At 47.6% G+C, this 12472-nt stretch carries 12 protein-coding genes, 1 tRNA gene and 2 pseudogenes; 11 read left to right on the plus strand and 4 right to left on the minus strand.

Translation table 11 applies throughout. The annotated features are described in order from the left end of the window. Nucleotides 1-501 precede the first annotated feature (501 nt). The 8 genes and pseudogenes from BMZ71_RS13625 (at nt 502) to BMZ71_RS15485 (ending at nt 6786) form a co-directional block, all read left to right on the plus strand. Nucleotides 502-1377 (plus strand): DUF1295 domain-containing protein, encoded by an 876-nt coding sequence (locus BMZ71_RS13625; protein WP_086990238.1) that lies wholly within the window; start codon nt 502-504, stop codon nt 1375-1377. A 149-nt stretch (nt 1378-1526) separates the two neighbouring features. Then, a complete protein-coding gene (locus tag BMZ71_RS13630; protein ID WP_086990241.1) occupies nt 1527-1940 on the plus strand; it encodes a MerR family transcriptional regulator in 414 nt (137 codons plus the stop codon). A gap of 91 nt (nt 1941-2031) precedes the next feature. After that, a complete protein-coding gene (locus BMZ71_RS13635; protein ID WP_086990268.1) occupies nt 2032-2895 on the plus strand; it encodes a DUF3737 family protein in 864 nt (287 codons plus the stop codon). Further along, on the plus strand, nt 2879-3907 hold the full coding sequence (locus tag BMZ71_RS13640) for an aminotransferase class I/II-fold pyridoxal phosphate-dependent enzyme (RefSeq protein ID WP_086990244.1): 1029 nt from the start codon (nt 2879-2881) through the stop codon (nt 3905-3907). The genes BMZ71_RS13635 and BMZ71_RS13640 overlap by 17 nt, the downstream gene beginning before the upstream one ends. Before the next feature lie 19 nt (nt 3908-3926). Continuing rightward, nucleotides 3927-4907 (plus strand): annotated as a pseudogene (locus tag BMZ71_RS13645) (aldo/keto reductase). Between the two features lie 151 nt (nt 4908-5058). Further along, nucleotides 5059-5340 (plus strand): DUF1232 domain-containing protein, encoded by a 282-nt coding sequence (locus BMZ71_RS13650; protein ID WP_068561953.1) that lies wholly within the window; start codon nt 5059-5061, stop codon nt 5338-5340. Between the two features lie 160 nt (nt 5341-5500). After that, a complete protein-coding gene (nfsA, locus tag BMZ71_RS13655; RefSeq protein ID WP_086990250.1) occupies nt 5501-6250 on the plus strand; it encodes an oxygen-insensitive NADPH nitroreductase in 750 nt (249 codons plus the stop codon). 404 nt (nt 6251-6654) lie between these two features. After that, nucleotides 6655-6786 carry a hypothetical protein gene (locus BMZ71_RS15485; RefSeq protein ID WP_256957881.1) on the plus strand — a complete coding sequence of 44 codons (132 nt, stop codon included), beginning with the start codon at nt 6655-6657 and terminating at the stop codon, nt 6784-6786. A 448-nt stretch (nt 6787-7234) separates the two neighbouring features. On the opposite strand, the gene BMZ71_RS13660 is transcribed toward BMZ71_RS15485, so the two are convergent. Together BMZ71_RS13660 and BMZ71_RS13665 are read right to left on the minus strand one after the other, a co-directional pair. After that, nucleotides 7235-7771 (minus strand): ECF transporter S component, encoded by a 537-nt coding sequence (locus BMZ71_RS13660; protein ID WP_086990253.1) that lies wholly within the window; start codon nt 7769-7771, stop codon nt 7235-7237. 11 nt (nt 7772-7782) lie between these two features. Further along, the gene (locus BMZ71_RS13665; protein ID WP_086990256.1) at nt 7783-8934 is read right to left on the minus strand and encodes a pyridoxal-phosphate-dependent aminotransferase family protein; all 1152 of its coding nucleotides are present in this window, start codon (nt 8932-8934) and stop codon (nt 7783-7785) included. 304 nt (nt 8935-9238) lie between these two features. Here BMZ71_RS13665 and BMZ71_RS13670 point away from each other — a divergent pair, with 304 nt between their 5' ends. Then, on the plus strand, nt 9239-9952 hold the full coding sequence (locus BMZ71_RS13670; RefSeq protein WP_086990259.1) for a TraX family protein: 714 nt from the start codon (nt 9239-9241) through the stop codon (nt 9950-9952). Between the two features lie 19 nt (nt 9953-9971). Continuing rightward, nucleotides 9972-11150 carry an SH3 domain-containing protein gene (locus tag BMZ71_RS13675; protein WP_218142836.1) on the plus strand — a complete coding sequence of 393 codons (1179 nt, stop codon included), beginning with the start codon at nt 9972-9974 and terminating at the stop codon, nt 11148-11150. A gap of 88 nt (nt 11151-11238) precedes the next feature. Here BMZ71_RS13675 and BMZ71_RS13680 read toward each other — a convergent pair. Beyond that, a tRNA-Val gene (locus BMZ71_RS13680) sits at nt 11239-11310 on the minus strand. A 163-nt stretch (nt 11311-11473) separates the two neighbouring features. Here BMZ71_RS13680 and BMZ71_RS13685 point away from each other — a divergent pair. Continuing rightward, complete coding sequence (locus BMZ71_RS13685; protein ID WP_086990262.1) at nt 11474-11998, plus strand: YehS family protein; 525 nt, start codon at nt 11474-11476, stop codon at nt 11996-11998. Nucleotides 11999-12242: 244 nt separating this feature from the next. Here BMZ71_RS13685 and BMZ71_RS13690 read toward each other — a convergent pair. Further along, a pseudogene (locus tag BMZ71_RS13690) lies at nt 12243-12472 on the minus strand (IS5/IS1182 family transposase); the annotation flags it as partial.

Here is a 12472-nt window from a genome sequence, read left to right on the forward strand (position 1 = left end):
CCAATGGTTTAAAATTTTCTAAGCCAAGGGCTACTTTGTGCTGCTCCTTTTGTATACCGTCGCCCTTGACGGCAAAGGAAGAAACCATTGGCTCGGTTGTCAAGAGCGTTTGTTTCACCTAACTTTGAGTAGCAAGGCTTGGTTTTTCACATCACCTCGTTATTTTGGGCAGTTTCCATAGAATTTTTGGCACTACCGGAATGTTAGTTTCAGCATACTCCTTAGAGTGCACTTTAAGTCAAGCGCGAGTTCATAATTCTTTTCCGTTCTCAAAATATCGTACTGTTGTATCTTTGAAAATGGAGGTGAAAGCACATGGCCTGTTCAATTTGAGCATTCTCTGAAAAGGGTAGAAAATTCGGGCTTCATGTAAGAGCTTCTATTCGATTGCTTGTCATATATTAGTGTATAATGAGATTATTATAGCTTAGTGATGGAACGAGCTGAATTTTTTTGTTTTTTTAGATGGTAGGATGCATAAAAATTTGAAAGAGGTGGCCTATGGATAAGAAAAGAATTGTCATTTATACGCTATTATTTATAGCAACATTAGCGATAGCGACACAAGGATTCACGAATACTGGTTTGGACGGACTGCTTGTCCCGTTACTTTTTACCTTTGCCTATTTTACGATCATCTTTATTATCGCAACAATCATTAAAAACAATTCCATTGTCGATATTGGTTGGGGGATGGGATTTGTTGTAGGGAGCTGGCTTACACTGCTTGTGACTGAAAATCCCACCGTTTTATCGTATGCCATTGTTGGATTTATTACGGTGTGGGGACTTAGATTATCTTTGCGCTTATTGAAAAGAAATTACGGGAAGCCTGAAGATTTCAGGTACGCACAGTGGCGGAAAGAGTGGGGCGATAAAGTAGTCATCACCGCCTTTTTCAGAGTGTTTGTGGTTCAGGGTATCATCAACTTTATCGTTGGATCTGCCAGCTATGTGGTCATCAAATACAACGAATTCAGTTTTGATTCAGCTCACCGCTATTTTGTTTATGCCGCACTTTTCATTGCGTTGGTAGGATTGTTCTTTGAAGTAGTCGGGGATGAGCAATTAAGACAACACATCAACAAAAAAACACGCACACTTCTGCAAACAGGCTTATGGTCAATCACACGTCATCCAAACTATCTCGGTGAAATTCTGATTTGGATCGGATTGTATGCAAGTGGTATTACGCTGTTCTTCACGGATTCCATCAACCCTTATTATTATCTGTTATTAATCATCTCGCCTATTTTAATGAGTACGGTATTAATCAAAATATCAACGCCATTACTGGAGAAAAATATGGAGAAATATGATGGATGGGAAGAATACACCAAAAGAGTTCCAATGCTTTTTCCTTTCACTAAAAAATAAGGCAGCACAGGTATGATTAAAACACGTTATTGAATAAAAATTGCGAAGCTGTGTGTGGGGGAGGTGCTAATTATTCCTTGCATGCAGCTTTTTGGGCGGCTCTTAAATAATCGTGCTATAGTATTCGTAATAAATGGAGGTGGGATTGCATGTCCTATTCAATCGGAGAATTTTCGAAAATGATCGGTCTGCCTGTGTCGACGCTGCGCTACTATGAAAATGAGGGGCTGTTGAAACCGGATCGCGATGAGAACAACCTGCGCGTCTATACCGATCAGGATTTAAAATGGGTAACTTTTCTTCTGCATCTGAAAGGCACAGGTATGTCGATGGCGGAACTGAAGCAGTACACCATTTGGCGTGCCGAAGGGGATGCGACGATGCTGGAGCGGATGGAACTCTTGGAGAAGCGACGACGCTTGTTGGAAAAAGATATCCAAGCATTGATGCACAATCTTGAGGTGATCGAAAATAAGATCGATTTCTACGAGGAGCGCCTTGCAGGCAATAAAGATAGTATGATTTCCCAGGTTGAAGCAGAAAAGGAAAAAAGTACGAAATAAACCCGCCAATTGGTGGGTTTATTTTTATCCCTTGACTTAATGTCAAGGTTAAGGTGTACGCTCTGATTGTATCAGAGAGGGGAAATGAATGATGGAACATCTTAATCAACAGCTATTCACCGGGGAGCGGGCTCTATTCAAAGGAAAAGACCTGCAGATCAGCCATTCAGTTTTTGCAGATGGGGAGTCTCCCTTGAAGGAAAGCAACAATATCGTACTCGAAAACACGATCTTCCGCTGGAAATATCCATTGTGGTATGCACGGAACATCCAGGCAAACAACATCACTTTAGTGGAAACTGCGCGTTCCGGCATTTGGTACACAAATGGCATCACGATAACCGACAGCATGATCCAAGCGCCCAAGACATTCCGAAGAGCAACCGATATTACTCTGGAACGAGTGGAACTGCCAAATGCCCAAGAAACGTTATGGAACTGCAACGATATCACGCTGAAACATGTAAACGCAGCGGGCGATTATTTTGCGATGAACAGCGAAAATATCCATATCGAGCACTTTACGCTGTCGGGGAATTATGCCTTTGATGGTGCGAAGAATATCGAAATTTCGCATGCCAAGTTGCTTTCAAAAGATGCTTTCTGGAATTGCGAGAATGTGGTCGTTAGGGATTCAACGATCATCGGCGAATATCTGGGTTGGAATTCCAAAAACGTCACCTTCATCAACTGCATCATCGAGAGTAACCAAGGCATGTGCTATATGGAGAACGTGAAGATGGAGAATTGCACGATCATCAACACGGATCTGGCGTTCGAATATTCGACGGTCGACGTTCAAGCGAACAGCCGCATCGACAGCGTCAAGAATCCGATCAGCGGTATGATAACCGCTTCGGGAATCGGCGAACTGATTCTGGATGATCCGGAAATCGCGGCCGAAAACACCAAATACCAGCTTGCGGAGGATCGGGAATATGCCATTCGACTTTGATCAGATCATCGACAGACGGAATACCAACTCTTATAAATGGGATGTCAAAGCGGATGAATTGCCGATGTGGGTGGCGGACATGGACTTCGGAACGGCGCCGGCTGTTGTCGCCGCCATCGAAAAGCGTCTTCGAAAAGGCGCTTTCGGCTATAATACCGTCCCTGACAGTTTTCGGGAGAGCATCATCCGTTGGTGGCAGAGGCGGCATCAATTCGAGATGGAAAAGGAGTGGATCCTGTATTGCACAGGTGTCGTCCCGGCCATCTCTTCGATTGTGCGGAAAATGACGGAAATAGGCGATGACATTGTCGTTCTTGCGCCGGTCTACAACATCTTCTATAATTCCATCCTGAACAACGGTCGGAAAGTCTTGGCAAGCGAATTGCGCTATGAAGACGAAAGCTATGCCATCGATTATGCGGACCTGGAAGAAAAACTGGCCAGCGAAACGACTTCGCTGTTCATTTTCTGCAACCCGCATAATCCAATCGGCAAAGTCTGGGATCTGCAGACGTTGGAACGGATCGCCGAATTGATGCAAGCGGAAGGCTTTCCGGCAGAAGGACATGATATCGGGGACACGTTCGAATTCGGACCAGCAAAGATTACGCTGACGCCGGCGGACCATGCTTGGCAGAATGAAAAAGCCAAATACAATTACCGGGTATTCCGGTTGGAGGATTACTGCGGTTTTTGGATCGAGACGCCGGATGGGATCATCTGGGCACCGGGCGATTCCCGGTTGATGAAGGAGCACTTGGAGATGCCGCAGCCGGACGCGATTCTCTTTGACTTTTCCGACAACGAGTGGCATATCGGATTGGAAGGGGCCATCCAAATGGCGAACACTTATCCAGAAGCGCATCTGATCCTTTGCCATTGGGGCACGGTTGATGCGCCTGATCTGAACGTTTTCAATGCTGATCCGCAATCCTTGTACGACCGGGTGGTTAATCCGGAAAGGATCCACGCCTACGCACCGGGACAGCCATTCAGTTTGAGAAAAGGGTAATCAAAGGAGGAACATAGTTATGGAGTATGTAAAATTCGGCAACACAGGGATGGACGTATCACGGATCTGTTTGGGCTGCATGAGCTTCGGGGATCCGGATACCTGGCTGCACAAATGGGCGCTGAAGGAAGAGGAAAGCAGGCCGATCATCAAACGCGCCTTGGAGTTGGGCATCAATTTCTTTGATACAGCGAATGTCTATTCATTGGGAAGAAGCGAAGAAATCCTCGGACGCGCGATCAAGGACTTTGCCAAGCGTGATGAAGTGGTCATCGCAACGAAGGTCCACGGCAAGATGCACGAGGGCCCGAATGGCTCCGGGTTGTCCCGTAAGTCCATCCTGAGCGAAATCGACAACAGCCTGAAACGCCTGGATATGGATTATGTGGACCTCTACATCATCCACCGTTGGGATTACAACACGCCGATCGAGGAAACGATGGAAGCTCTGCACGATGTGGTGAAATCCGGAAAGGCCCGTTACATAGGAGCTTCCGCGATGTATGCCTGGCAGTTCCAAAAGGCCCTGCACGTAGCAGAAAAGAACGGTTGGACGCGCTTCGTATCGATGCAGAACCATCTGAACCTGCTTTACCGTGAAGAGGAGCGGGAAATGCTGCCGCTTTGCCGGGAAGAAAAAATCGCCGTGACCCCCTACAGTCCGATGGCTTCAGGTCGTTTGACGCGCGACTGGTCGGAGACGTCCAAACGGATGGAAACGGACAATGTGGCGCGTTCGAAATACGACGCCACTGCCGATAAGGACCGGGTCATCGTCGAACGATTGGCCTAGATAGCCGCCGACAGAGGCGTTTCCCGTGTCGAAATCGCCTTGGCTTGGCTGCTGCAGAAGGAACCGGTTGTAGCTCCCATCATCGGAGCGACCAAGCTGGAGCATCTGGAAAAACCGGTGGAAGCCATATCGATCAAACTGACCGATGCCGAAGTCGCGTTCCTGGAAGAGCCTTATGTTCCACATTTGATTGTCGGGCACAGCTGAGGCATTCAGACAGGCCAAAAAATCATTCTTGAGACTGATTCATTTACTTAAGATAAGCAGTATACTTTGTTCACGATAACTAGTCAGAGCCCGCTCACAAGCTAGGTGCGAAGAATGGTTGTCCAAATCAATCAGCAAAGGAAAATGCAAAATGAAAGTAAAAAAGAAAATCAGTCTGACACCTTTCAGTAAAGTCAAGTCACTTATCCTTTCCCTGTTCGATTCCAAAGTCGAAGGCAAGAAAAAATGGCTGGTGTTGGGGATCATTCTTTATATCATCAGTCCAATCGACATTATCCCGGATTTTATCCCGATGGCCGGTTATGCGGATGATGTGCTGTTGCCGATCCTGTTTTTGGTCGCTGAAAAATTATTGAGCGACGGAGCGATTGAAGAACACGAACGCCCAATCAAAGAAGCCAAAAAAATATAATGCCTGGATTTTCCGGCCCCGTTCCTCGCCTAAATGGCAAAGGAGCGGGGCTTTTTCGCTGTTGGGACCTTGAGCACCCGGTTGGACGTGGCTGCTGCATTCCTTTAGAATGATCTTATGGATTCAATATAAGCTATTCTGAAGGCGAGGAAAACAATAGATGAATGAAATGATCGCGCGCATCCTGGCGCATCGCACGGTAAGGGATTTTGAAGAACGGCCTTTGAGCCCGGAACAGATAGAAACGATCGTCCGTAGTGCCCAAGCTGCATCCACCTCAAGTTTTGTGCAGGCCTATTCCATCATCGGAGTCACGGATCGCGACAAAAAACACGCATTGTCGAAAATCGCGCGTAACCAACATTTTGTTGCCGAGAATGGCCATTTCTTTGTATTTTGCGCCGATCTTCATCGCCACGATGTGATCGGAAAGATGGAAGGGAAGGATGTTGCAGACTCGCTTGAGAGCACCGAGAAATTCATGGTCAGCGTGGTAGATGCATCCCTGGCTGCCCAGAATGCAGCTTTGGCGGCTGAAGCGATGGGGCTCGGGATCTGTTACGTAGGCGGCTTGCGGAATGACCTCGAAAAAGTCAGCGAACTCCTGAAGATTCCCGATAAAGTGATCCCGCTCTTCGGACTGGCGGTCGGTTATCCGGCCAGCGTCAATGATCAGAAACCGCGCCTGCCTTTCGAACATGTTTATCATGAAAATGAGTATCAACAGAATAATGCGGTTTATAAAGAACAACTGAAGCAGTACAACGCAGAGATCCAAGAGTACTATCGGGATCGGACCGAAGGCGAACGCTGCGACACTTGGACCGGCCAGATGGCAGAGATGCTCTCTCATCCGCAACGCATGTACATGCATGACTTCGTCGAAAAGCAAGGAATGAACAAGCACTGATTCCAGAAATAGTTTCACTTGCATCGAACGGATATTCGTGTTATAGTTACATTTCAACGTCCAAGAACATATGCATCTTATATGTATGGAACCATGGCTTTTCTCTATTCTGCAGCGGATGCTGCAGGCAAACGGAACCAAAAATAAGCGAAGTTAAATTTATTATGTAGCGCCACACTGTGGTGCCCGCAACATGAATTTCCAAGATTTAGATTTGATAGTGAAAAAGCCGCGATTCCTGTACAGGAATACCTTTTTCTTTCTTATGATAATAAGTAGAGACGGAAAGGTACTCGATTGAGTGCCTTTTTGATTTCTCTAAATACAGAAAAAAAGGACATATGAGGAGGTTGAAAGATAGTAGCGTACGCATATGGTTACGCTAAAGAAGGAGCAAGAAATATATGAAGAACATCGTCTATACGAATTCGCAGAACGTGACTATTGAAATATCATGGGAAGCGTATTACAAAGAGATCGACATGCGCAAACAAGAGCGTTTGAAGAAAAAACAAGCGCAAATAAGCGGCAAATAAGGTCTAAGCGGCTCTCTATGAACGGAGAACTGTAAATAAAAAGCTCGGAATCCCTGACTCACAGTTGTTGAGGCAGCGGCTTCCGGGCTTTTTTTTGTTTCCGTTTCAAGGAGCGGGTGGTCCTGCATCCCAAAGTTTCGTTCGGCGAATCAAATTGTCGAATACTACAAAATTATTCGACAATTTGACCCCAATAGAGAGCTGATTTGTCGAATGTTCAAAAACATTCGACAATTTGGGCATAGCGAAAGGCAAGATTGACGAATACAGGTACTTTATTCGTCAATACGGGCATCTGGCCGGTGCTATCTGCAATAACCAAATAAAATTGCACGCTTCACCCACTCTATACCAATCCGATACCGTTAAAGAATCAGACAACCCGAGGACTATTACAAAAAAGGAAGGCTCTGTCTCATCACGAGACAGAGCCTTCCTTTTCAATTCATTATCTTCCAGCGATATTCATCTTTTTCAAAATTGCCGACAGTGGCAAGGAAATGGCGATTCCGACCGCGTTCTGGACGAGGTTACCGGGAATAGAAGCGAACGGGGTAAGGGCATTGCCGTACAGGATCCATTCGCACAGATAATAACCGACCAGCATGATGGGAACCGAAAGCAGCGTGGCTAAAAGATTCACAGCAAAGCTGTTCCCTTGACGATCTTTCGACCAGGCCAATCTGCCGACCAGATAGCCCTGCAAGCCGCGGGTTACTAATGTGAAGGGAGCCCACAGAACCCATCCGGCCATAAGGTCGAAGATGGCCATGCCGACCGCTCCGGCGATAGCGCCTTTTTTCGACCCGAACAGGATGGATGCGAGGAAGAGCATCGCAGTGCCGAGGTGGATCAGTCCGCCGTTTGCCGTGATAGGCAATTTGATGTTCAGGAAGACCGTCGCTACGAATACGAGCGCAATCAGGATTGCCGTCAAAACCAAATCATACGTGCGAGTGTTTGAATAACCTTGTGCTTTTTGCATAGTGAAGCCTCCTAATTATTTTCTTTGTAAATGTCGATGAAAAGTTGGGCCAAATCCCCGTTTCCGGCGAAGCCGAGATCGCGCAGACCGTTGTCGATGATGGACAAAACATAGATAAGTTTGTCGATGAAGGCATTTTCGCCCATATGTCCGATGCGCAAGATCACATCTGCGTATTGTGCCAATGAAGTTGCGACCAACAGATTGTAGTTTTCGCTGAGGTGGTCCTGCAGGCGCAAGGCGCCGATTTCTTCCGGTATCCTGATGGCAGTGACTGTATTGGAATGGTCGGAATCCAGGAACAACTCCAATCCATACGCTTGGGCGGATCCGCGTACTGCGGAAGCAATCCTGTCATGGCGTGCAAAAACGGTCTCGATGCCTTCCTCCAGGATGTTGTCCAAAGCGGCATCAAGCGCTGCGACATCGCCAGCAGAAGTCGTGTAGGGCAAGTATTCTTTTTCCGCGTAGCCTTTGAAGACCTGTAGATTGGCATAAAAGGAAGCGATAGGCGTTTTGCGGTTGTCCATCGCTTTTTGCGCGTCTGCGCTGACTGAGACAATCGCCAGTCCGACCGGGGCCGAAATGGCTTTTTGGGTCCCGCCGCAACAGATATCGATTTTATTTTCGTCGACGTTAATCGGCTCGCCAACCATGCCGGCGACGGAATCGACCACCGTCAGGATGCCGTATTTCTTCAACAATGGACAAAGCTCGGCGACGTTGTTCAGTACCGATGTCGGCGTGTCGCAATGGACCAGGGTAGCATATTTGAAGTCGGAATCCTTCTCCAGATAGGCGCGTACCGCTTCAGTGGGGATGCCGCTGCGGTGATCGAAACTCAGGACGACCGGTACGCCGCCATAGATGCTGACGAAATCCTTGAAGCCTTCGCCGTAGATGCCGTTGTCCAGCACGAGCACGCGGTCGCCAGGTTCCGTCAGGCTTGCGCAAGCGGCCTCAAGAGCCAGGATCCCTTCACCAGCAAGTAACAGGACCTCATTTGTGGTGCCCATGACTTTGCCCATTTTTTGGCTGACCTCACGGTAATAGCGGACGAATGTTTTGTCAAAGTCGCTGTTGTTGGTTCTTTTTGCGCGGGCCAAACGTACATTTTCGCGTACCTCAGTCGGACCCGGGGCGTAATTCGGTTTGTATCTCATCAGGAATTCCTCCTTCTCGTTTCGTATATTGCTGATAATTTTAGCAAATGCAAAGGACTATGGGACCGTCCAATCCGAGAGAAAGTGAACGGTCCAATTTGCCCAAAAATGGCTTCTCGCATGCGTTTTGCAAATGTTAACGTATCCAATTTCGGATTGCGTAAGTTTTTCCGCAAATCTCTTCCTTTTTTTCGGGGATTGGCGGACGTCAGGAAGCTTATACTGTGGCAAAGGGCAGGCAAACTGGCCTGTCGATCAGCTTACAGCAAACGCTGCGAAACCAAGTACAGTGAGGAGCACACCGATGCAAGGCATCAGCGAGATTCAAAAAGATCTATCATCCTATACATTGAAGAACCTTGCGATATTTGCGATGTTCTTCGATCATATTTTTGCGGTATTTGTGCCGCAGGACAGCCTTGAAGGTGTGGCGCTGCGCATAGTAGGGCGGATTGCCGCCCCGATCATGTGCTATATGATTGCGGAAGGCTATCATTACACATCCAATCTGAAGAAATATATCGTGCGGTTAGCGCTGTTCGCCGCCGTTTCGCATTTTCCGTATGTCTGGTATTTCGGGCTTCCCTGGTGGCAGGCCACGAGCGTCATCTGGGGATTGGCGCTGGGGTTGATCGCATTGGCGGCGGCCAAACGGGAGGACTGGTCCCTTCCGCTGAAAGTCTTCATCGTTTTATTCTGCTGTCTATTGGCGGTCCCGGCTGATTGGAATTATGTAGCGGTCTTGTGGATCCTGTTTTTCGGATTGTTCAGGGGACAAATCGAAAAGCAGCTGCTGAGTTTTGCAATCATAGGGATTCTGTTCCACATCATCCCTTCAATCAAAGAAATCGGTTGGACGCAATCCTACCAAATCGGCATTTTTCTGGCGATGCCGCTGCTGCTATTCTACAAAGGCCGTCAAGGCAAGAAATCCAACCTGATGAAATGGGGCTTCTATGTTTTTTATCCGTTCCATCTGTTGCTGTTGGAGCTCGTGAAAATGATTGTATCCGCTTAATGGAGGACTGAATATACATATGTTAATAAGACAAATTTGGCGCCGCGTTTTCATCGGCATCCTGACAGGGATGGTGCTGTCCGCTTGCTCCGGCTCGAATGAACAAACGGAAACGAATGAGTCTAAGACCGCTTCGTCTAGTTCGACTGCCGAAGCGGGAACTTCCGAAGAAGCAGCGGTGGTCCGGCCGGAAGAGTCAGAGCCTTTGCTGTATGAAGGTGATCTGGAACTTCCGGTCAACGGAGCGACTGGTTATGCTTCGGTACTGATGGATCTGAAGGCGACTGCGGATGCCGGATCCGAAACGATTTCGGAATTGGAGGCGGGTACCGCTTTTGAGGTGCTGGAGGAGGTTGGCGATTGGTGGTATGTCCGGACCGCTACTGAATCAGGATGGGTGCAGCATCTTTATTGTTTTATCAATCTTCCGGATGTGGTCCCCTCCATCATCTATGACAATACCAACACGTACGCATCCAAGTTCGCTTCTTCCGGAAAAACGATCCCAGGCATAACCGGGAAGGCGCTTTACGACGGGAAAGCATACAATATGCGGCTGGGAAAAGTGTCCGATATCGTGCCGGTGCTTTACAGTATGTCGAAGAAAATCCATTTGGCGCAGCAAGCAGCTTTGGAAGAGGGGAATACTTTGGTCATCTATGAGGGGTACCGTCCATTTTTTGCCCAAAAGCTGACAGTGGATGCTTTGACAACCTTGGCTGCGGCCGATCCGGAAGTGATGGCGGGCATCAATACCCATCCTTGGGATACCAACTGGTTTATCGCGACAAGCATTTCGAATCATCAGATGGGCTATGCCATCGATGTCACTTTGGCGAAAATTACGGAACAGCAGGAATTCGTCATCGGCGACTATACGGCGACCGCCGTAACGGGCTATACGGAATATACCATGCCGACAACCATCCATGAATTGAGCATGGCTTCGGCTACGTTCACCGGACCGGTCAAATCCAGCTCGCCGACAGCGTGGCTCCAAGCCAACTTGGCTGATACGATGAATGAGGCGGCGATTCTCCTGCAGCGCTATTGCACCGATGCCGGACTGACCCCTTTGGCTTCGGAATGGTGGCATTTCAATGATCTGGACGCGCGCTTCGCTACCGAAGACAACAGCAGCAAAGGCGAGTACTTATTGGATGCAACGATGGGCGAGGCTCCGGAAGCGGCCGAATGAGGAATAAACAAGGCTCAAAATGGACATAAAAAGAGGCACAATCGAATTTCTCGATCGTGCCTCTTTCCTATTTTGTACTGAAGCTTGATGGTCCCTACTGGGATTGAACCAGCGACCCCTACCATGTCAAGGTAGTGCTCTCCCGCTGAGCTAAGGAACCGTTAAACAGATGAATCACCTGCTCGTATATCTGATTATAACATATTTGCGCGAGAAGTGAAGAGGTAAATTAAAAAAATGTGGAGCGAATAAGGCATGCATTCCACATGACAACAAGGTATACTGGAAAAGGATAATTTTACAGGAAAATTTGGAGGTTTAATATGGACAACAATGATATACTGATCCGCTTGCGCTATGCGCTGGACATCAAGGACGCGGATATGGTGGAAGTGTTCCGTTTGGGTGGACTCGAAGTGACGAAGGAAGCCGTGCAAAAGATGCTCAAGAATCCAAAGAAAGATGAAGCAACTGACGCTGCGGGCGCAGCTGCACCGTCAGGCGATGATCAACTGGCTTGCGATAATGCGACACTGGAATCGTTCTTGAACGGACTCATCACTTCTCAACGCGGTAAACCGCAAGCGAAGCCCGGCGAACCGGAACCAAAGCCGGAATTTCTGCTGAACAACGGAAACGTCAACAATCTGCTGCTGAAGAAAGTCAAAATCGCGCTGACTTTGACAAACGAAGACATGCTGGAAATTCTGGAATCGGCAGGCGTCACCGTTTCGAAAAGCGAACTGAGCGCGGTCTTGCGCAAAGAAGGGCACCGCAACTACAAGCCTTGCGGCGATCGTTATGCGCGTAATTTCCTGAAAGGGCTGGCGTTGCGTTACCGCGGATAGGCTGGAATTGAATTTATGTTGAAATAAACCGCCAAAATGGTTTTGGCGGTTTATTTTAGTTCAAACCACTGTCTGAAAACCCGCAAAAGCTACCTTGGCGGGCAAAAACGTCCGCGGACAACGCTAGATTCCCTGTCAAAGCCACTTGAGGCTGCTGAAAAAGTCGCTTAGAGAATGTAAAAAGCATCAACAAAAATCATTTCACCATTTCTCGCTTGCTATTTTTCCGCAAAAAAGGGAGCCTTTAGGCCCCTTTTTTCTCTATTTCTCTGATTATTTTTCTCATATTTGCGATAAATACGGTCGATGCACTTTGTATAGTCATACCAAATAAACCGTTACTCATGGATTTTTTTAAACCATAACGGTTCTTTAACTCGCTATTCTTTTGTTCAATTCGGTATCGCATTCTTGATTTCTCACGAAATGCATCACTGTTTTCAAAGTCAAGTTGTTCTTGATGCAAGTTCGACT

The sequence above is a fragment of the Trichococcus flocculiformis genome, assembly GCF_900113645.1.
In the GTDB taxonomy this organism is placed as follows: domain Bacteria; phylum Bacillota; class Bacilli; order Lactobacillales; family Aerococcaceae; genus Trichococcus; species Trichococcus flocculiformis.